Origin of the sequence: Pseudofrankia asymbiotica (assembly GCF_001983105.1) — a bacterium.
GTDB classification, from domain to species: domain Bacteria; phylum Actinomycetota; class Actinomycetes; order Frankiales; family Frankiaceae; genus Pseudofrankia; species Pseudofrankia asymbiotica.
This window is the reverse complement of the sequence record NZ_MOMC01000066.1, coordinates 12,809-32,454: the sequence shown is the minus strand read 5'-3', so window position 1 is coordinate 32,454 and position 19,646 is coordinate 12,809. Positions and strand designations below refer to the sequence as shown.

The 19,646-nt window shown below is 73.9% G+C and carries 18 protein-coding genes; 16 read left to right on the top strand and 2 right to left on the bottom strand.

Features of this window, described 5'->3' with window-relative positions; all coding sequences use genetic code 11:
* Window positions 1–112 precede the first annotated feature (112 nt).
* The 5 genes from BL253_RS43065 (at window position 113) to BL253_RS29375 (ending at window position 5,624) form a co-directional block, all read left to right on the top strand.
* Entirely contained in the window at window positions 113–1,405 is a 1,293-nt protein-coding gene (locus BL253_RS43065) for a ComEA family DNA-binding protein (protein ID WP_198946448.1), read from the top strand.
* 53 nt (window positions 1,406–1,458) lie between these two features.
* Window positions 1,459–4,002, top strand: a complete 2,544-nt coding sequence (locus tag BL253_RS29385; protein ID WP_198946447.1) for a ComEC/Rec2 family competence protein — start codon at window positions 1,459–1,461, stop codon at window positions 4,000–4,002.
* A 134-nt stretch (window positions 4,003–4,136) separates the two neighbouring features.
* A complete protein-coding gene (locus tag BL253_RS44895) occupies window positions 4,137–4,259 on the top strand; it encodes a hypothetical protein (RefSeq protein ID WP_274535269.1) in 123 nt (40 codons plus the stop codon).
* A gap of 25 nt (window positions 4,260–4,284) precedes the next feature.
* Entirely contained in the window at window positions 4,285–5,283 is a 999-nt protein-coding gene (gene holA / locus BL253_RS29380) for a DNA polymerase III subunit delta (protein ID WP_076820590.1), read from the top strand.
* The gene (locus BL253_RS29375; RefSeq protein WP_076820558.1) at window positions 5,280–5,624 is read left to right on the top strand and encodes a hypothetical protein; all 345 of its coding nucleotides are present in this window, start codon (window positions 5,280–5,282) and stop codon (window positions 5,622–5,624) included. Before holA ends, BL253_RS29375 begins: the two co-directional genes overlap by 4 nt.
* A 164-nt stretch (window positions 5,625–5,788) precedes the next feature.
* Here BL253_RS29375 and lepA read toward each other — a convergent pair whose 3' ends face one another.
* Window positions 5,789–7,633, bottom strand: a complete 1,845-nt coding sequence (gene lepA / locus BL253_RS29370) for a translation elongation factor 4 (protein ID WP_076820557.1) — start codon at window positions 7,631–7,633, stop codon at window positions 5,789–5,791.
* Window positions 7,634–8,176: 543 nt separating this feature from the next.
* Between lepA and rpsT the strand changes: the two genes are divergently transcribed.
* Complete coding sequence (rpsT, locus tag BL253_RS29365) at window positions 8,177–8,446, top strand: 30S ribosomal protein S20 (protein ID WP_076820556.1); 270 nt, start codon at window positions 8,177–8,179, stop codon at window positions 8,444–8,446.
* A 186-nt stretch (window positions 8,447–8,632) separates the two neighbouring features.
* Here rpsT and BL253_RS29360 read toward each other — a convergent pair whose 3' ends face one another.
* Entirely contained in the window at window positions 8,633–8,827 is a 195-nt protein-coding gene (locus tag BL253_RS29360; protein WP_076820555.1) for a hypothetical protein, read from the bottom strand.
* Window positions 8,828–9,039: 212 nt separating this feature from the next.
* Between BL253_RS29360 and hemW the strand changes: the two genes are divergently transcribed.
* The 10 genes from hemW (at window position 9,040) to recO (ending at window position 19,496) form a co-directional block, all read left to right on the top strand.
* Complete coding sequence (hemW, locus tag BL253_RS29355; protein ID WP_076820554.1) at window positions 9,040–10,266, top strand: radical SAM family heme chaperone HemW; 1,227 nt, start codon at window positions 9,040–9,042, stop codon at window positions 10,264–10,266.
* Between the two features lie 423 nt (window positions 10,267–10,689).
* Entirely contained in the window at window positions 10,690–11,709 is a 1,020-nt protein-coding gene (hrcA, locus tag BL253_RS29350) for a heat-inducible transcriptional repressor HrcA (protein ID WP_076820589.1), read from the top strand.
* A gap of 99 nt (window positions 11,710–11,808) precedes the next feature.
* Complete coding sequence (gene dnaJ, locus BL253_RS29345) at window positions 11,809–12,948, top strand: molecular chaperone DnaJ (RefSeq protein WP_076820553.1); 1,140 nt, start codon at window positions 11,809–11,811, stop codon at window positions 12,946–12,948.
* Window positions 12,945–13,697 carry a 16S rRNA (uracil(1498)-N(3))-methyltransferase gene (locus BL253_RS29340; protein WP_076820552.1) on the top strand — a complete coding sequence of 251 codons (753 nt, stop codon included), beginning with the start codon at window positions 12,945–12,947 and terminating at the stop codon, window positions 13,695–13,697. Before dnaJ ends, BL253_RS29340 begins: the two co-directional genes overlap by 4 nt.
* 172 nt (window positions 13,698–13,869) lie before the next feature.
* Complete coding sequence (locus BL253_RS29335) at window positions 13,870–14,946, top strand: PhoH family protein (RefSeq protein ID WP_076820588.1); 1,077 nt, start codon at window positions 13,870–13,872, stop codon at window positions 14,944–14,946.
* A 78-nt stretch (window positions 14,947–15,024) separates the two neighbouring features.
* A complete protein-coding gene (gene ybeY, locus BL253_RS29330; RefSeq protein ID WP_076820551.1) occupies window positions 15,025–15,519 on the top strand; it encodes an rRNA maturation RNase YbeY in 495 nt (164 codons plus the stop codon).
* A gap of 179 nt (window positions 15,520–15,698) precedes the next feature.
* A complete protein-coding gene (locus BL253_RS29325) occupies window positions 15,699–17,150 on the top strand; it encodes a hemolysin family protein (RefSeq protein WP_076820550.1) in 1,452 nt (483 codons plus the stop codon).
* On the top strand, window positions 17,113–17,517 hold the full coding sequence (locus tag BL253_RS29320; protein WP_081438810.1) for a cytidine/deoxycytidylate deaminase family protein: 405 nt from the start codon (window positions 17,113–17,115) through the stop codon (window positions 17,515–17,517). The genes BL253_RS29325 and BL253_RS29320 overlap by 38 nt, the downstream gene beginning before the upstream one ends.
* 73 nt (window positions 17,518–17,590) lie before the next feature.
* Window positions 17,591–18,583: a GTPase Era gene (era, locus tag BL253_RS29315; RefSeq protein WP_076820586.1), complete on the top strand. Its 993-nt coding sequence runs from the start codon at window positions 17,591–17,593 to the stop codon at window positions 18,581–18,583.
* Between the two features lie 178 nt (window positions 18,584–18,761).
* Window positions 18,762–19,496, top strand: a complete 735-nt coding sequence (gene recO / locus BL253_RS29310; protein ID WP_198946446.1) for a DNA repair protein RecO — start codon at window positions 18,762–18,764, stop codon at window positions 19,494–19,496.
* Window positions 19,497–19,646: the final 150 nt, after the last annotated feature.

Genomic DNA, 19,646 nt, shown 5'->3' with positions numbered 1-19,646 from the left:
ATGCTGACAGGGCCTCGGCCTGGATCGGACAGGGCTGTGGACGGGCGATCGCTGTCCACAGCTGCTCGCCGCCGGGCCCGCGGCGGCGCCGCACCGGCCTACGGTCCGGCCCATGACCGATCAGCATCTCGACCGCCCTGACCGTGTCGGTCGCGCCGCCGCTACCGGCCCCGGGCGCGGTCTGATCGACGCCTCCGCGGACCGGACGTTGCCCGGCCGCGCCCACCTGCCCGACCTCTCCGAGTTCTCCCTCACCGCCCTCCCGGCCAGCTCCGACCTCCTCCTGACGGGTCCTGGCGAGGAGGAGGAACCGGTGGCGTGGGCCGCGTCTGACCGGGGCTTCCTGCCCGGCGAGGATGGTCCGCCCGGCCAGGAGCCGGCGGATCGGGGTGGAGATCCGGCCGGCTGGGCCGCCTCCAGGCGGGCGGTTCCGCCGGACATCGGCGCCCTGCTCGGGCTGCGCTCGGTGGACTCCGGACTCGGAGCCACGCGGCGGGGGTCCCACCCGGCGGACGATCATGATTGGGCGCCAGGGGGCCCGGCGGGTGCGCAGCCGTGGGAGGACGGCGGGCCACCGCTCGGCGAGCCTGACGGCGCGTACCTGGGCGCGCTGGACCACGGCGCCTCGTTCGAGCGAGAGCCGGAGCCGGCGGGGCACCGGCGGGGGCGGGAGCTGGGTGCCCGGCTGCCAGCGGCGCTGCGGGGCGCCGTGCTCGACCCGGCGGCCCGCGGCGCGATGGTGCTCGCGCTCGTCGCACTGGTGGCCGCGGCCGTCGCCGCCTTCTTCGCCTGGCATGGCCGGCCGGTCCGGATCGACACCGCGGCCGGCGGCGGGACTGTGCGCGCGACGGCCGGGACCGGCGCGCCCGCCGGCGCCGCGTGGGCCGGCGCGGCGTCCGCCGCGGTGAGCGCGTCCGGTGGGGCGAGCCGAAGCCCCACCCCGGCCGCCGAGGTGGTCGTCGACGTCGCCGGCCTGGTGCGCGAGCCCGGGGTGGTACGCCTGCCGGCCGGGGCACGGGTCATCGACGCGATCGAACGGGCCGGGGGAGTGCTGCCGGGTACCGACACCACGGGCCTCGCGCTCGCCCGCCAGCTCGTGGACGGTGAGCAGATCCTCGTCGACGGCAAACCGGGCCGCGCGACCGCCGGGCCAGCGGCTGATGCGGGGCCCGGCGGTGCCGGTGGCGGACCAGGCGGGGGATCGGGGACCGCGGGCCCGGTCCACCTGAACACGGCGACGGCCGAGCAGTTGGACACGCTGCCCGGCATCGGCCCGGTGCTCGCCGAGCGGATCGTGCGGTACCGGGAGGAGAACGGTCCGTTCGCCTCGCCGGACCAGCTCGCCGAGGTTCCGGGCGTCGGGGACCAGCGCCTGGCCGAGCTGCTCCCGCTGATCGCGCTGTGAGCGGGCGGCCCAACCGGATGCCGGCGGGCCAGGCGGTGACGTCGGATCATGCGGTGACGTCGGATCGCGGGGTGCCCGGTGGCGGACCCGCGGCGAGCGGCGATGGGAACGTCGAGACGGAGCGCCCGCCGCTGGATCTGCGGCTCGCGGTCCCGGCCGTGGCCGTGTGGGGCGGGGCGGCGCTCGCGGGGCGATGGGGGCCATCGGCCGCGGTGCTGATCGCGGCGGCGGTGATCGGCGGGATGGCACCGTTGGTCGGCGGGGCGCTGCTGGTCGCCGAGCGAGGCCGGCCCGGGACGGGGCGCCGGGGGTGGCTGGCCGCCGCCGTGGCAGCGGTGGCGGGGCTCGCGGCGGGTGTGTTCGTGGCCGGGGTCGGCGGCCAGGACGGCCGGTCCGGCGTGCTCGCGCAGCTGGCCGCCGCGCGGGCGACGGTCGGCGTCGAGCTCGTCGTCACCGATGACCCGCACCCCATCGGAGGCGGTCTCGCCGGCCCGGCCGGTGGTTCCGGCAACGTCGCGGTCCCCGCGCGGCTCGTCGTGCTGGCCACGAGGCAGCGCGCCGCCGGGACGCGCGCGGTGGCGTCCAACGCCGCGACCGCTGGCACCACGGCGAGCGCCGGTGGCGTCACCGGCGCGGCGCCGGGTGGCGTGGTCGCGCGGCTGGACGTACCGGTTCTGGTCCTGGCACCGGGAGACGGCTGGTCGGGGCTGCTGCCGAGCACCAGGGTGGCCGTCGACGCGCGGCTCGAGCCGCCGCGGCCGGGCGACCAGGTCGGCGCCGTGCTGTTCGTCCGCGGCCCGCCGAGACCCGTGGCCGGGCCGGTCTGGTACCAGCGGGTCGCGGGCCGGATGCGTGCCGACCTGCGCGCCGCCGCCAGCGTGCTGCCACAACCCGCCCGCGGGCTCTTCCCCGGGCTGGTCGACGGCGACGTCAGCGCGCTGGACCCGGGCCTGCGCGACGACTTCCGCGCCGCCGGGCTCACCCACCTCACCGCCGTCAGCGGTGGGAACGTCGTGATCCTCACCGGTGCGCTGCTGGCGGCGATGCGGCGGACCCGCGTCGGCGTGCGGTCCAGGGCGCTGTGGGCCGCCGCGACGATCGTCGGGTTCGTCGTCATCGCCCGGCCGTCCGCGAGCGTGCTGCGGGCCGCCGCGATGGGGCTGCTCGCGGCGGTGGCGACCGGCACCGGGCGGCGCGCCTCGGTGCTGCCCGCGCTGTCGGCCACGGTCGCCGTACTGGTGCTGGCCTACCCACGGCTCGCGCTCTCGGCCGGGTTCGCGCTGTCGGTGCTGGCCACCGCGGGCATCGTCATCGTCGCGCCCGGCTGGCGTGACCGGCTCGCCCGGCGGCTGCCGCCCCGGCTGCACTGGCTAGCGGACGGCGCCGCGGTGGCGGCGGCGGCGCAGCTGGCCTGCACGCCGGTGATCGCCTGGATCGGCGGCGGTGTCAGCCTGGTGGCGATACCGGCGAACGTCGCGGCGGCGGTCGCGGTCGCCCCGGTCACCGTGCTCGGCGTCGTCGCGTTGGCCGTGGGGCCCGTCAGCGGCGGGCCCGCCCGGCTGGCCGCCTGGCTCGCGGGCTGGCCGTGCCGATGGCTCGTCCTGGTCGCGCGGACGGCGGCGGACGTGCCCGGCGCGACCGTGCGCTGGCCCGGCGGACCGCTCGGAGCGCTCGCCGCGCTCGCGGCCCTGCCTACGGCGCTCGCCGCGCTGCGCCGACCGCGCGGGCGGCGGGTGTGCGCGGCCGCGGCGACCGGGCTGCTGCTCGCCCGGTGCGTCCTCGTCGACCGGCTCGCCGGCTGGCCGCCGCCCGGCTGGCTGCTCGTCGCCTGCGACGTCGGCCAGGGGGACGCCCTCGTGCTCGCCGCCGGGCCAGGCGCCGGTGTGCTGGTCGACGCCGGGCCGGACCCGGGCGCGCTCACCGCCTGCCTCCACGACCTGGGGATCCGCCGGCTGCCCGTCGTGCTGCTCACCCACCTGCACGCCGACCATGTCGACGGGCTCTCGTCCGTGCTCGGGCACCTGCCGGTGGGCGAGGTCCTCGTCGGGCCGTTACACCAGCCGGCGGACCGGTGGGCGGCGCTGCGGGCCGAGGCGGAGGCAGCCGGCGTGCCGCTCGTCGAGGCCGGTGCCGGGGGCAGCCGCGCGGTCGGGCCGGTCACCCTCCAGATCATCGGGCCGGTGCGTCCCCTGCGCGGCACCGACAGCGACCCGAACAACAACAGTCTGATCTCCGTCGCCCACACCGGCGGGCTGACGATCCTGCTCGCCGGCGACGCGGAACACGAGGAGCAACGCCAGCTGCTGACCGCCGGGGCGGTCGCCGCCGCCGCGCCCCGCATCGACGTTCTCAAGGTCGCCCATCACGGCTCCGCGAGCCAGGACGCCGGCCTGCTCGGCGCCTCCGGCGCCCAGGCCGCGCTGATCAGCGTCGGCGCCGGCAACCAGTACGGCCACCCGGCACCCGGCACCCTCGCCGCGCTCACCGCCGCCGGAATCCCCTACGCCCGCACCGACACGGACGGTGCCACGGCCGTCGTCGTCACCCCCGACGGCGTCCCCGCCCTCGTCGCGCGCCGCCAGCACCAGGACGCCTGATGGTCTGGTCGCCTTCGGACGCGCGAGGCTCCGCCATCGCCTTGCGCCCATGGGCAGTGACAGCTCTGGTGACTTCCGGCCTGGTGACTCCCGGCGCGTGAGGCCCCGCCATCGTCGCGCGCACATGGGCCGGGTTGGCTGATGGCGACGACGCCGCCGCCGCCGTCGCCGCCGCCGCCGTCGCCGCCGTCGTCGCCGCCGCCGTCGCCGCCGCCGACGACGACGCGAACGGAACGACAGGCGCGCGGCGGGCGTGATCGGCCGGACCGGCCGCGGTGTGCCATGCTCGGTGCCGTGCCACCGACGGTCCCACCGCTCGTCCTCGTCCAGGGAGACGAGGAGCTACTGGTCGCCCGGGCCGTACGCGAGACGCTCGTCGCCGCCCGCGCCGCCGACCTGGATCTGGAGGTGGCCGACCGGGCGGCGGGTGAGTTCACCGAGTCCGACGTCGTCGACCTCGGCGCGTCGTCGCTGTTCGGCGGGCTGCGCGCCGTGGTCGTGCGCGCCGCCCAGGAGCTCACCGACGAGCTGCGCGACGCGCTGATCGCCTACGTCGCCCATCCGATGGACGACGTCGTGCTCGTCGTCGTCCACAACGGCGCGGTCCGCAACCGTAAGATCGCCGACGCGATGAAGGCCGCGGGCGCCAGGGTGATCGCTGTTTCGAAGATCACACGGCCCCGGGAGCGGCACGACTTCGTCGTCGCCGAGGTGCGCCGCGCCGGCGGGAAGATCGCCGACGCCGCGGTCACCACCCTGCTCGACGCCGTCGGCAGCGACCTGCGCGAGATCGCGGCCGTCTGCGAACAGCTGGTCGCCGACACCGACGGCCCGATCGACGAGGCCGCCGTCCACCGTTTCCACCGCGGCCGTGCCGAGGCCAGCGGCTTCGCCGTCGCCGACGCCGCGCTCGCCGGCGACCTGGCCGGCGCGCTCACCCTGCTGCGCCAGGCCCTCGAGGCTGGTACCGCGACGGTGCTCATCGGCAGCGCGGTGACGGGCGGCCTGCGCGACCTCACCAGGGTCGCGGGCGCCGGCGGCGGCTCCAAGTACGATCTCGCCCGCGCGCTCGGCATGCCGGACTGGAAGGTCGAACGTGCCCAGCGCACCGCCCGCGCCTGGTCGGACGAAGGCCTGGCCCGCGCCCTGCGCGCCGCCGCCACCGCCGACGCCGGCGTCAAGGGCGGCGCCGCCGACCCCGCCTACGCGCTGGAGACACTCATCCACACCGTCGTCGAAGCCCGCGGACGCCGCGGCCGTGCCGGCGCGGGTGCCCGATGAGCGGCCGCCACGAGGCAGGCCGGCACGAGGCCGCCCGCCCGGCTCCCGCCCTCGGCCAGGAACCCGGCCACCCGGCCGCCGCCGCCAGTCCCGGCCCGAACGGCGCCGTCAGCCCGGGCGACATCGGCCCGCCCGGGGACATCGAGGGACGGGAAGGGTTCGGCTTCCGGACCCTGCCCGCCGGCTGGATGCGCGGCCTGCTGTTCACGGTCACGGCGGTCCTCACCGTTCTGATCGCGCTCTCCGACCTCACCAGCGCCTGGGTCCTGCTCGCCCTGCCGCTCGCCGTGGTGATCGCCGTCGCCTACCTCGAGACCCTCGACCGCATCACCCGCCCCTGACCTCCAAGCGTCTCCTCCACGCCCGGTACTGGTTCTGGCGAGGTGACCCGCTTCGCCGCAGGCATGATCGCGATTTCAGCCCGCGGGTGGTTCGCGGCCTCCGCGAGCTCCGCGGATCCGGCGGGAACCCCGGCGGCACCGCCTTTGGCCGGGGCCAGCCAGAGCTAGCCGGAGCGGTTGCTCTTGGAGGCGTCGTTGGACAGGGCCGCGATGAAGGCCTCCTGCGGGACCTCGACCCGACCGATCGTCTTCATCCGCTTCTTGCCCTCCTTCTGCTTCTCCAGCAGCTTGCGCTTACGGGTGATGTCACCGCCGTAGCACTTGGCGAGCACGTCCTTGCGGATCGCGCGGATGTTCTCCCTGGCGATGATCCGGCTGCCGATGGCGGCCTGGATCGGCACCTCGAACTGCTGGCGCGGAATCAGCTCGCGCAGTTTGCCGGTCATCGAGACGCCGTAGGCGTAGGCCTTGTCCTTGTGCACGATCGCCGAGAAAGCGTCGACGGTCTCGCCCTGCAGCAGGATGTCAACCTTCACCAGGTCGGACTGCGACTCGCCGGCCGGGTCGTAGTCCAGGCTCGCGTAGCCGCGGGTCCGCGACTTCAGCGCGTCGAAGAAGTCGAAGATGATCTCACCGAGCGGCATCGTGTACTTCAGCTCGACCCGGTCGGCCGCCAGGTAGTCCATCCCCTTGAGCACCCCGCGCCGCGACTGGCACAGCTCCATCACCGCGCCGACGAAGTCCGTCGGCAGCAGCACCATCGCGTTCACGATCGGCTCGTACACCTCGGAGATCTTGCCGCTCGGCCAGTCGCTCGGGTTGGTGACGGTGTGCTCGGTGAGGTCCTCCATCACGACCCGGTAGACGACGTTCGGCGCGGTGGAGATGAGCGTCAGGCCGAACTCGCGCTCCAGCCGCTCCCGGACGATCTCCAGGTGCAGCAGGCCGAGGAAGCCGCAGCGGAAGCCGAAACCGAGTGCCGCCGACGTCTCCGGCTCGAAGGTGAGCGCCGCGTCGTTGAGCTGCAGCTTGTCCAGCGCCTCGCGCAGCGCCGGGTACTCGCTGCCGTCGATCGGGTAGAGGCCCGAGTAGACCATGGGCAGCGGGTCGCGGTAGCCGCCGAGCATCTCGGTCGCGGGGCGCCGCGCCGAGGTCATCGTGTCGCCGACCCTGGCCTGCCGGACGTCCTTGACCCCGGGGATGACGTAGCCGACCTCGCCGGCCGACAGCGACCCGGTGACCACCGGCTCCGGCGAGATGACGCCGACTTCGAGTGTCTCGTGGGCCGCCCCGGTGGACATCATCAGGCAGCGGTCCCGGGTGGTGATCGAGCCGTCGATCACCCGGACGTAGGTGATGACGCCCCGGTAGATGTCGTAGACGCTGTCGAAGATCATCGCACGGGCCGGGGCGTTCGGGTCGCCCGCGGGCGGGGGGACCTTCCGTACGACCTCGTTGAGCAGCTCGGGGACGCCCACGCCCGTCTTGCCGGAGACCCGCAGCACGTCGCTCGGCTCGCAGCCGATGATCTGCGCGATCTCCTCGGCGTACTTCTCCGGCTGCGCCGCCGGCAGGTCGATCTTGTTGAGGACGGGGATGATCGTCAGGTCGTTCTCGATCGCCAGGTACAGGTTCGCCAGCGTCTGCGCCTCGATGCCCTGGGCCGCGTCGACGAGCAGGACGGCGCCCTCGCAGGCGGCGAGCGAGCGGCTGACCTCGTAGGTGAAGTCGACGTGCCCGGGGGTGTCGATGAGGTGCAGGACGTAGTCCCTGCCGTCGTCGGCCTTCCAGGGCAGGCGGACGTTCTGCGCCTTGATCGTGATTCCGCGCTCGCGCTCGATGTCCATCCGGTCGAGGTACTGGGCGCGCATGTTGCGCGCCTCGACCACGCCGGTCACGCCGAGCATGCGGTCGGCGAGGGTCGACTTGCCGTGGTCAATGTGCGCGATGATGCAGAAGTTACGGATCAACGCCTGGTCGACACCGGGCGCCTGCGGGGCTGAGGACACGCGGGCAGGTCTCGTTTCTGGATGGGCACGCCGACGGTTCGGGCGGGCGGGTCCGGCCCACGGACCCGCCCCGCCGGCCGGCGGCGCCGGACGGTGGTCCGCCCGCGCGGGCGCGGGCTCCCCTCCATCGTGCCAGGATCCCGGGCGAGGCTGGACCGCGCGCCACGCATGGCGTGGCCGGCGACACCTCCGTGACGCCCCAGCGGCGTCCCGGCGGCCCTCCAGCGGCACGGCTAGAGGACCGTCACGCCCTGTCGGCGTCAGCCCGGCATAACTGTTGGTCATAGGTGCGGTAATGTTGACCGCGCTGCATCGGGTCCACCGTGCGCCGCGCGAGCAGACACAGCACGGCTGACGTGGTGGGGCGATCGTGGTGGACGGGCTGTCGGCTGACCTGTGGTTGGCTGACGGCGCTTCGGGCCGCCATGGTCCGACTCCGACCCGCGGTACACGGCTCACGGGCGCCCGCCCGCGGGCACGGCACCCTGGATGCGGCACCCAGACCGAAGATCTAGTCCCGACTCGACGACGAGGTTTCTCCGCGTGGCCAACATCAAGTCGCAGATCAAGCGTATTCGCACCAACGAGCAGGCGCGGCTGCGCAACAAGGCCGTGAAGTCCGAGCTGAAGACCGTCGTGCGCCGCTTCCGTGACGCCGCCGACGCCGGTGACGTCGAGACCGCTACCGAGTCGCTGAAGATCGCCTCTCGCAAGCTCGACAAGGCCGTCAGCAAGGGCGTCATCCACGCCAACCAGGCCGCCAACCGCAAGTCGGCGATGGCCAAGCAGCACGCGAGCATCACCAGCTCCTGAACCGGCTCCCATATCGGAAGCTGGCAGCTCCATACCGGAAGCTGGCGAAAAGCCGGGACGCATCCGCGTCCCGGCTTTTGCTGTGCCCTCGATGAGTACCGCGCCCGCGGTTGGTCTCGCGGTGTGGCGTCGCCGCGCCGCTTCGCGATCGCCCCGGGCGGCCCGTCCGCGTCGCGCTGGCGTTGGTTACAGCTCGACCACCGGCGACGCGAGGGCGGTGGGGGCGGCCAGCGGGAGCCTGATGGGCTGGGTGATCGGCTCCTCGGCCCAGGGGTAGGAGACGGTGCCGGAGCGGWACTCGGTGGTCCGCGGCGGCAGCAGCGCCAGGCCCTCCTCCAGCAGGTCCGCCTCGATGGGGAGATCCATGACGTCTTCGTCCATATGTCCGATCCTTCCGTACGGATCGCGACAAAGCCATGACGACACGCCCATCATGGCTGCAACGCATACCAACCACAGGTAAACATTCGGCGATGGGGTAACGGGCCCACGCTCGCGCCAGTCGGTAAGACCACGCGGAACCTACAGGAACCATGCCTATTACGTGGATTGGGGAAGCGGGACACCCCGCCGGCGGGCGCACACTGGAGGACATGTCCGCCAAGCCGCCCGAGGGTCAGTCCCCACCGGCCGACGGGACGCTGCCGGCCGCGGCGCTCGCCGAGCTCCCCCGGCACGCGTTCGGGATCTACATCCACGTGCCGTACTGCGCGACCCGCTGCGGATACTGCGACTTCAACACCTACACCGCGGCCGAGCTCGGTGGCGGCGCGAGTGCCGCCACCTTCGCCACCACCGCGTCCGCCGAGATCCGGCTGGCCGCCCGGGTGCTCGGCCCCGGCGCGCCGGCGGTGGACACGGTGTTCTTCGGCGGCGGCACCCCGACCCTGCTGCCTCCGGCGGACCTCGCCGCGCTGGTCTGCGCCGTCGACGACGCGTTCGGCCTGCGCCCCGGCGCCGAGGTCACCACCGAGGCCAATCCCGAGTCCGTCGACGCGGCCGCGCTGGAGCAGCTGCGCGCCGCGGGCCTCACCCGGGTCTCCTTCGGGATGCAGAGCGCCCGGCCGCACGTGCTCGCCGCCCTCGACCGCCAGCACACCCCCGGCCGGCTGCCCGACGTCGTCGACTGGGCGCGCAAGGCCGGCTTCGAGCAGGTCAGCGTCGACCTGATCTATGGCGCCCCCGGGGAGTCGGAACGGGACTGGGCGGCGAGCCTCGACGCCGCCGTCGACCTCGCTCCCGACCATGTCAGCGCCTACGCGCTCACCGTCGAGGAAGGCACGAAGCTCGCCCGCCGCGTCCGCCGGGGCGAGCTGCTCGAGACCGACGACGACCAGCTCGCCGACCGCTACATCCAGGCGGACGAGACCCTCCAGGCCGCGGGCCTCGCCGCGTACGAGGTGAGCAACTGGGCCAGCGGTCCGGAGGCCTGGTGCCGGCACAACATGGGCTACTGGCGCGGCGCGACCTGGTGGGGGATCGGCCCGGGGGCGCACAGCCACGTCGGCGGGGTGCGCTGGTGGAACGTCCGCCACCCGACCGAGTACACCCAGCGCCTGCGCGCGGGCCAGAGCCCGGCCCAGGCCCGCGAGACCGTCTCCCCGGCCGACCGCCACGTCGAGCGGGTGATGCTCGGGGTGCGCCTCGCCGAGGGCCTGCCGGTCGTCGAGCTCACCCCCGGCGGGCTCGCCGCCGTCGACGACCTGGTCGCCTCCGGCCTGGCTGACCCGGCGGGCCTCGCCGCCGGCCGGATCAGCCTGACCAGGCAGGGCCGGCTGCTGACCGACACCGTCGTGCGCGCCCTCCTGCCTGACCTCTGACRGGCGCGGCTGGTGCCGCGCGCGAGCCGGCGGTTGCCGGTTAGACTTGGCACTCACGGCGATGGAGTGCCAGGTGGGTCGAGGTCAAATGGATCGATCTGGCCACTCGCCGGGCCCGACATGCGCACCATGGACCATGCGAACAAAGACGGCGCGGACGACCAGGGTGCGCAGCGRCACGGTCACCGGTCCCGGCGAGCCTCGTCCCGCCGGCCACTGGCCGGTCCGGGTGGGGCTCACGAGGCCACGCCACGTCGCCGCCGTCAGCCGGTCGGTGGCCGGCGGTGGCTCGACGGCGGAGGGGGCGCGTTGATCCCGCGCTCCGGCCGCCATGGCAGCGGAGGTGGCCAGGGCCGCCGTGGCCCGGCGGATCTCGCCGGGTACGTGGTGTCCGGTCCGGTGGTCGCCGAGGGGGTGCGTGACGTGCTCGAGGAACGCCGCCTGGAAGTGCTGCGGGCGATCGTCGAGGACTTCGTGATCGGCAACGAGCCGGTCGGTTCCAAGGCACTCGCCGAGCGGCACGCGCTCGGGGTCTCGCCGGCCACGGTCCGCAACGACATGGCCGCGCTCGAGGAAGACGGCTACATCACCCAGCCGCACACCAGCGCGGGCCGCATCCCGACGGACAAGGGCTACCGGCTGTTCGTCGACCGGCTCTCCGGCGTCAGGCCGCTGTCGCGGGCGGAGCGCCGCGCCATCCAGAACTTCCTCGAGGGCGCGGTCGACCTCGACGACGTGGTGCGCCGCTCGGTCCGGCTGCTCGCCCAGCTGACCCGGCAGGTCGCCGTCGTGCAGTACCCGTCGCTGACCACCAGCCGGGTGCGCCACATCGAGGTCGTCCAGATCAGCCCCGGCCGGCTGCTGATCGTCCTGATCACCGACGCGGCTCGGGTGGAGCAGCGGGTCGTCGACATCGCCGAGCCGATCGACGAGGAGACGGTCGCCGAGCTGCGCACCGTGCTCAACCGGGCGCTGGGCGGTCGCCGGCTCGCCGACGCCGCCGAGGCCGCCGCCATCCTGCCGGACGAGGCGGGCCCGGGCCTGCGCACGCAGCTCACGGCACTCGCCACCGTCCTCATCGAGACGCTGGTCGAGCGGCAGGAGGAGCGGATCGCGCTCGCGGGAACGGCGAACCTGACCCGTTCGGCGCTGGACTTCTCCGACTCGCTGCGGGCGATCCTCGAGGCGCTCGAGGAGCAGGTCGTCCTGCTCAAGCTGATCGGCTGGGCTCGCGAGCCAGGTACCGTTACGGTACGCATCGGCCGTGAAACCGACGTTGACGCGCTGCGGTCCACCGCCGTCGTCGCGACCGGCTACGGCCGTGGCGCGGCGGCGCTGGGCGGCATGGGGGTGGTCGGTCCGATGCGGATGGACTACCCGGGGACAATGTCGGCGGTCTGGGCCGTTGCCAACTACGTGGGTGAACTCCTGGGTGCCGACTAGCGGGCCAGCGAGCGTGCGAGAAGGATCTTCCCGCGCGCGCCTGGCGCCGTTGTCACCGGGATCGCGAAAGGGTCGTGACTTCTAGCGGTGGGCTTCTAAATGGCAGTGGACTACTACGCGGTGCTGGGCGTCTCCCGTGAGGCGACCGGGGACGAGATCAAGCGGGCGTACCGCAAGCTCGCCCGGGAGCTCCATCCCGACATCAACCCGGACCCGGAAGCGCAGCAGCGGTTCAAGACCGTGACGGCCGCGTACGAGGTGCTCTCCGACCCGGAGAAGCGTCAGATCGTCGACCTCGGCGGCGACCCGCTCGCCCCGGGCGGCGGCGCCGGCGGCGGCTCGCCGTTCGGACCGGGGTTCGGCGGCCTCGGCGACATCATGGACGCCTTCTTCGGGGGCGGCGCGAGCCGCGGGCCGCGCTCCCGGGTGCGCCGCGGCAACGACGCGCTGCTGCGGATCGACCTCGACCTCGCCGAGACCGCGTTCGGGACCAACCGCGACATCATGGTCGACACCGCGGTCGTCTGCGAGATCTGCACCGGCTCCGGCGCCGTCCCCGGCACCGCGCCGACCACCTGCCAGACCTGTGGCGGGCGGGGCGAGATCCAGCAGGTCACCCGCTCGTTCCTCGGGCAGATGGTCACCTCGCGGCCGTGCACGCGCTGCTCGGGGACGGGCACGGTCATCGAGCACCCCTGCCGCGAGTGCGCCGGTGACGGGCGGGTGCGCAAGCGTCGGACCCTCACCGTCAAGATCCCGGCCGGCATCGGGGACGGCATGCGGATCCGCCTGTCCGGCGAGGGAGAGGTCGGTCCCGGCGGCGGCCCGGCGGGCGACCTCTACGTCGAGGTCTCCGAGCGGGTGCACCCGGTCTTCACCCGGGAGGGCGACGACCTGCACTGCGAGCTGCGGCTGCCGATGACCGCGGCGGCGCTGGGCACGTCGGCGACGATCGAGACGCTGGACGGCAACGAGACGATCACCTTCAAGGCGGGCACCCAGCCCGGCGAGGTGATCCGGCTGTCCGGGCGGGGCGTGCCGCACCTGCGCGGCGTCGGCCGCGGCCACCTGCACGTCCACGTCCTGGTCGAGACGCCGACCAAGCTCGACGCCGAGCAGGAGCGGCTGATGCGCGAGCTGTCCCGGCTGCGCGCCGAGGAGCAGCCGACGGTCGTCAGCGCGGCCACGGCCTCCTCGGGCCTGTTCAACCGCCGCCGCGGCGGCCGCCGCAAGACTTGACGACCACCCCGGTCTTCCACCTGGCGCCGGTTCCGGCGGCGGACGTGTTCACGCTGGACGGCCCGGAGGGGCGGCACGCGGCGACGGTTCGGCGGCTGCGGGTGGGGGAGCGGCTCGACGTCACCGACGGCGCGGGCGGCCTGGCTCACTGCGAGGTCGCCGCCGTCCGCCGGGACGAGCTCGACTGCCGGGTGCTGGGCCGCGCGCGCGTCCCCGAGCCGACACCCCGGATCGTCGTGGTCCAGGCCCTGGCCAAGGGGGACCGCGGCGAGCTCGCCGTCGAGATGCTCACCGAGGCGGGGGTGGACGAGATCGTGCCCTGGCCCGCGGCCCGCAGCGTCGTACGCTGGGAGGGCGAGCGCGGCGCGCGCGCGAGGGCACGCTGGGTGGCCACCGCCGCCGAGGCGGCCAAGCAGTCCCGCCGGGCGCGCTGGCCGGCCGTCGCCGAGCCGGCCCGCACCGCCGCTGTGCGTGACCGGCTCGCCACGGCGGGCCTGGCCCTGGTGCTGCACGAGACGGCGACGGTCGCGCTGGCCGCCCTGCCGGGCAGGCACGAACCCTGGCCTCCCGGCGGCGAGATCGTGCTGGTCGTCGGGCCCGAGGGCGGGATCGCCGACGAGGAGCTCGCCGTCTTCGAGAAGGCCGGCGCGACGGCCGTGCGGCTTGGCCCGACCGTACTGCGCACGTCGACGGCCGGCGTCGCGGCCGCCGCCGTGCTGCTCGCGGTCACCGGTCGCTGGGACGGCTAGACTCGACCTGGAAGTTCGTACGTGTTGTCCGTGCGCGTCTCGAGATCGAAGTTCAGAGATATCAAGTTCAGAGATATCGAAGTTCAGAGATCGAGACACGCGTGGTACCAGCCCCGCGCCCGACGAGACGCATGACCGACGAGAGGTGTCCCGGCCCGCCGTGGCCGTCCTCATGCCCGAATCTGCCACCTCCACCGGCGCCACGTCGCAGAGCGCCCAGACGGTCACCCGCTTCGTGGTGCCCGGCCCGCRCAGCATGGTCAGCCTGCTGGGCCACCAGGACGAGCTCCTGCGGGTCATCGAGCAGGCCCTCCATTCCGACATCCACGTCCGCGGCAACGAGATCACCATCACCGGGGAGCCTGCGGAGAACGACCTCGCCGTCCGGCTGTTCACCGAGCTGTCCGCGCTGCTGGACGCCGGCACGGTGCTCACCACCCAGCACATCGACCACTCCCTGTCGATGCTGCGCGGCGGCGACGAGCGCCCCGCCGAGGTGCTCACCCTTAGCATCCTGTCCGGCCGCGGCCGGACGATCCGCCCGAAGACGCTGAACCAGAAGCGCTACGTCGACGCGATCGACACKCACACGATCGTGTTCGGCATCGGCCCGGCGGGCACCGGCAAGACGTACCTGGCGATGGCCAAGGCGGTGCAGTACCTGCAGGCGAAGAAGGTCAACCGGATCATCCTGACCCGGCCGGCCGTCGAGGCGGGGGAGCGGCTCGGCTTCCTGCCGGGCACCCTCTACGAGAAGATCGACCCGTACCTGCGCCCGCTCTACGACGCGCTGCACGACATGGTCGACCCGGACTCGATCCCCCGGCTGATCCAGAGCGGCACGATCGAGGTCGCGCCGCTGGCCTACATGCGCGGCCGGACGCTGAACGACGCGTTCATCATCCTCGACGAGGCGCAGAACACCTCGGCCGAGCAGATGAAGATGTTCCTGACGCGGCTGGGCTTCGGCGCCAAGATCGTCGTCACGGGTGACATCACCCAGGTCGACCTGCCGTCGGGCACCCGCAGCGGGCTGCGCGTCGTCCGGGAGATCCTCGACGGCATCGAGGACGTGCACTTCGCGAACCTGACCAGCACCGACGTGGTCCGCCACCGGCTCGTCAGTGAGATCGTCGACGCGTACTCGCGCTGGGACGCGGCCGGCGGTGGCGAGGCTCCGGTGGCGCCGCCCGGTTCCCCTCGCCCTCGCCCCACGGCCAGGGCCGCCGCCCGCGGGGACCGCCGGTGACGGCGGCGTCCGCCGGTGGTACCGGCGGCGCCGCGGGCGCCGGCGCGGTCGCGAACGCTGTTTAGGAGAGACACCGACATGTCCGTGTTCATCGCCAACGAGGCGGGCGAGACCGACGTCGACGAGGTCACGCTCGCCGCGCTGGCCCGGTTCGTGCTGGACGCGATGAAGGTCAACCCGCTGGCTGAGCTGTCCGTCATGCTCGTGGAGACGGCGGCCATGACCGAGCTGCACGTCCGCTACATGGGCGAGGACGGCCCGACGGACGTGCTCGCCTTCCCGCAGGACGAGGCGTTCGAGTCGAGCTACGCCGACTCGGCCGACTCCGACCCGACGACGCTGCTCGGTGACGTCGTGCTCTGCCCCGAGGTGGCCCGCCGCCAGGCGGCGAGCGCCGGTCACTCGGCCCAGCGCGAGCTGCACCTGCTGTGCGCCCACGGCATCCTGCACCTGCTCGGCTACGACCACGCGGAGCCGGCGGAGGAGCGCGAGATGTTCCGCCTGCAGGAGGACCTGCTGGCCCGCTGGGACACCGCCAGCACCGCCGGCCAGGCCACCGGCTCCGCGGGCTGAGGCGACCGGCGCAGCGCGCGCCGTGCGCCGCGTGCGCCGGCCGGGTCCACGCCGTGCCTGCCGTTCCCGCTCCATCCGGCTTTGTTCCATCCGGTAACCCGCGTCACCGATCCGGGTTCCGGGCATTCTGATGAACAGGACGTCCCGACGAGGGACGCCTCGATGAGAAGGGCGTCTCGATGAGCTCGGCGGATGTGCCGCTCATCCTGCTGGCGGTCGTCGCCGCGTTGGCCGCGGCCGCCCTGGGGGGTGTCGACGCCGCGCTGACCCGGGTCTCCCGGGTCACGGTCGAGGAGTTCGCCCGCCAGTCCCGGCCGGGCGCGCGCCGGCTGGCGACGGTGGTCGCGGACCCGGGCCGGTACCTCGCGCTGCTCCTGCTGCTACGGATCATCGGCGAGATGATCGCCGCGGCCTGCGTCACGATCGTCGCCGCGCACGCCTACGGCACCGGGTTCGCCGCGGTGTTCCTCGGCGCGGCGATCGCGACGCTGATCTCCTACGTCCTCGTCGGCGTGATGTTCCGTACGCTCGGCCGTCAGCACGCCCCCACGGTCGCGCTCGCCAGCGCCGGCCTCACGGTCAGGCTCGCCCGGGTCTTCGGCCCACTGCCGCGGCTGCTGATCGCGTTCGGCAACGCGGTCACCCCGGGCAAGGGCTACCGCGACGGCCCGTTCGCCTCCGAGGCCGAGCTGCGTGACCTCGTCGACCTCGCCGAGGAGAACGAGGTCATCGAGCCGGAGGAGCGCGACATGATCGCCTCTGTCTTCGAGCTCGGTGACACGCTGGTGCGCGAGGTCATGGTGCCCCGCCCGGACATGGTCTTCATCGAGTTGTCCAAGACCGTCGAGCAGACCATCTCGCTGGCGCTGCGTGGCGGCTTCTCGCGCATCCCGGTGGTCGGGGAGAGCGTCGACGACGTCGTCGGCATCGCCTTCCTCAAGGWCCTCGTCGGCCGCGAGCGCGCCGGCGGCGGTGACGAGCCCGTCGGGTCGGTGATGCGCGCGCCGGTGCTCGTGCCGGAGAGCAAACCGGCCGATGACCTGCTGCGCGAGATGCAGGCGTCGCGAACCCACATGGCGGTGGTGATCGACGAGTACGGCGGTACCGCGGGCCTGGTCACCATCGAGGACATCCTCGAGGAGATCGTCGGTGAGATCGTCGACGAGTACGACAGCGCGGTCCCGCGGGTGGAATGGCTCGACGCCGACACCGCCCGGGTGACCGCCCGGCTCGAGGTGGAGGATCTCGCGGAGCTGTTCGGTGTCGCCGAGGACGACCTGCCGGGATCCGACGACGTGGAGACCGTCGGCGGGCTGCTGGCCAGCGCGCTCGGCCGGGTGCCGATCCCGGGGGCGATGGCCACGGTCGGCGGGCTGTCGCTGGTCGCGGAACGAGCCGCGGGCCGGCGCAATCAGATCGGTACCGTCGTGGTACACCGGGTGGCCGCCGACGCCGACGGCGTGGACGACCGCGGCGAGGCGGAGACCACCAGCCGCTCGGCGGCGAGGTCAACCGGCTCGGCCGGTGGCCGGGACCGGGATGCCGGGACGGCGAGCGGCCGGGAGGCCGGCAGGGAGAAGGGTGACGAGCGCGATGGGCAGCGAGGCCAACCAGATCATGCTGGCCGGTGAGCCGGTGACCGGCGAACTGGCCGCCGAGGACGCCAAGCTGGTGGTGCTCGCGCGTTCCGCCCGGCTGCGGGCCTACACCCCGCGCGGCGAGCGGCCCGAGGGCGCGGCGGTGCGGGACACCGACGGGCGGACGTATGCCGCGGCCACCGTCGGGCATGCCCGTCCGGAGCTCGCGACCGCGGCGCTGCGTGCCGCCGTCGCCGCCGCCGCCGCGAGTGGCGCCCGCCGGTTCGAGGCCGCCGCGGTGGTGTCGGAGGCCGGGCAGCTCGCCGCCGACGACCTGGCCGTGCTCGCCGAGTTCGGCGAAGGTACTCCGGTCTTCCTCGCCGGGCCGGACGGCGTCGCGCGTACCAGGACGACGGTCTGACGTGCCGCGCCAGTTCCCGGCCGAGAGATCCCGCCCGGCCACCACCGCTCGCGGGCGCGGTGGCTCCCGGGCCATGACCGCGCAACCGACAGGCGGCGCCCAGCCCGCTGGTGAGGAGTCCACCCCGGTGTTCCGGTCCGGTTTCGCCTGCTTCGTCGGGCGGCCGAACGCCGGCAAGTCGACGCTGACGAACGCCCTGGTCGGCACCAAGGTCGCGATCACCAGCGGTCGGCCGCAGACCACCCGCCACGCGATCCGCGGCATCGTGCACCGGTCCGACGCCCAGCTGATACTCGTCGACACCCCGGGCCTGCACCGCCCGCGCACCCTGCTCGGCCAGCGGCTCAACGACGTCGTCCGCGCCACCCTGTCCGAGGTCGACGTGGTCGGCTTCTGCGCGCCGGCCGACGAGCCGGTCGGCCGCGGCGACCGGTTCATCGCCGAGGAGCTGTCGCGGCTGCCCAAACGCACGCCCGTCATCGCCATCCTCACCAAGGCTGACAAGGTCACCGAGCCGGACCGGCTCGGCGCCCGGCTGCTCGAGCTCGCCGCCCTCGGCGACTTCGCCGAGATCATTCCGGTGAGCGCGGCCTCCGGGTCCCGGGGGCCGTCCTCCGGAGGCGGCGCGGCGACCTACCAGCTCGACGTGCTCGCGGACCTGCTGGTCGCCCGGCTGCCGGAAGGGCCGGCGCTGTACCCGGACGGTGAGCTCACCGACGAGCCGGAGCAGGTGATGGTCGCCGAGCTGGTGCGCGAGGCGGCGCTGGAGGGAGTGCGCGACGAGCTGCCGCACTCGCTCGCCGTCGTCGTCGAGGAGATGCTGCCCCGCCCGGACCGGCCCGCCGACCGGCCGCTGCTCGACGTGCACGTCAACGTGTTCGTCGAGCGGTCCAGCCAGAAGGCGATCGTGATCGGCGCCGGCGGTTCACGTCTGAAAGAGGTCGGCACCAAGGCCCGCGGCCAGATCGAGGCGCTGCTGGGCACCCCGGTCTTCCTGGACCTGCACGTCAAGGTCGCCAAGGACTGGCAGCGCGACCCCAAGCAGTTGCGCCGCCTCGGTTTCTGAGGAAGCGGCCGGGCCGGCGGGGGTGTGGGCGGTGCCGTGGCCGCCGGCCGCGAGCGCTCTGACCTGGCCTTGTGGCCTTCGCCCGGTCGCGCACGGAGCGTGGCGGCCCGGACCGCACGGAACGGTACGGGGCGGGCCGAACCGTGGGTCAGCCGCGCGGCTATGCGACCATKGACACATGCCGGTGTACCGCGACGAGGGTGTCGTGCTGCGCACGATGCCCCTCGGCGAGGCCGACCGGATCGTCACCCTGTTCACTCGGCGTAACGGTCGAGTGCGTGCGGTGGCGAAGGGGATACGTCGCACGTCGTCGCGGTTCGGCGCCCGGCTGGAACCGGCGATGTACGTCGACCTGCAGCTGCATCAGGGCCGCTCGTCACTGGACACCGTCACCCAGGCCGTCCTGCTCGCGCCGTACGGCGCCGTCCTCGCGGGCGACTACGGCCGGCACACCGCCGCCGCGGTGATGCTGGAGACGTCCGAGCGGCTGACCAGTGAGGAGCGCGAGCCGGCGCTGCGACTGTTCCTGCTGCTCGTCGGCGGCCTGCGCACGCTGGCGTCGGGCGAGCACCCGTCGGGCCTGGTACTGGACGCGTTCCTGCTGCGTGCGCTCGCGGTCAGCGGGTACGGGATGGCCCTGGACGACTGTGTCCATTGCGGGGAACCGGGCCCGCACCCGTCCGTGTCGGTCGCGGCCGGCGGCATAGTCTGCCCACGGTGCCGGCCGCGCGGGGCCGCGTCGGCGTCGCTCGCCGCGGTCGGGCTGCTCGCGGACCTGCTGCATGGTGACTGGGCCGGCGCCGAGGCCACCGATGCCAGGACGCGGCGGGAGTCGGCAGGGCTCGTCGCCGCCTACCTGCAGTGGCATCTTGAACGGGGACTGCGCGCGCTGCCGCATCTCGAACGAGCGTGACGGCGGTACCGGGCCGTTGGCCGACGCCTGGCCTGCGCCGTCGGCGGCGTGGGCCGAGACTAGGCGGCGGGTGACGGCCCGGCACCCCGGTGGGAACGGTCAAGGACCAGGCATGAGGATGGGGGAGGCAATGCGCGTCGGAATCGGGCC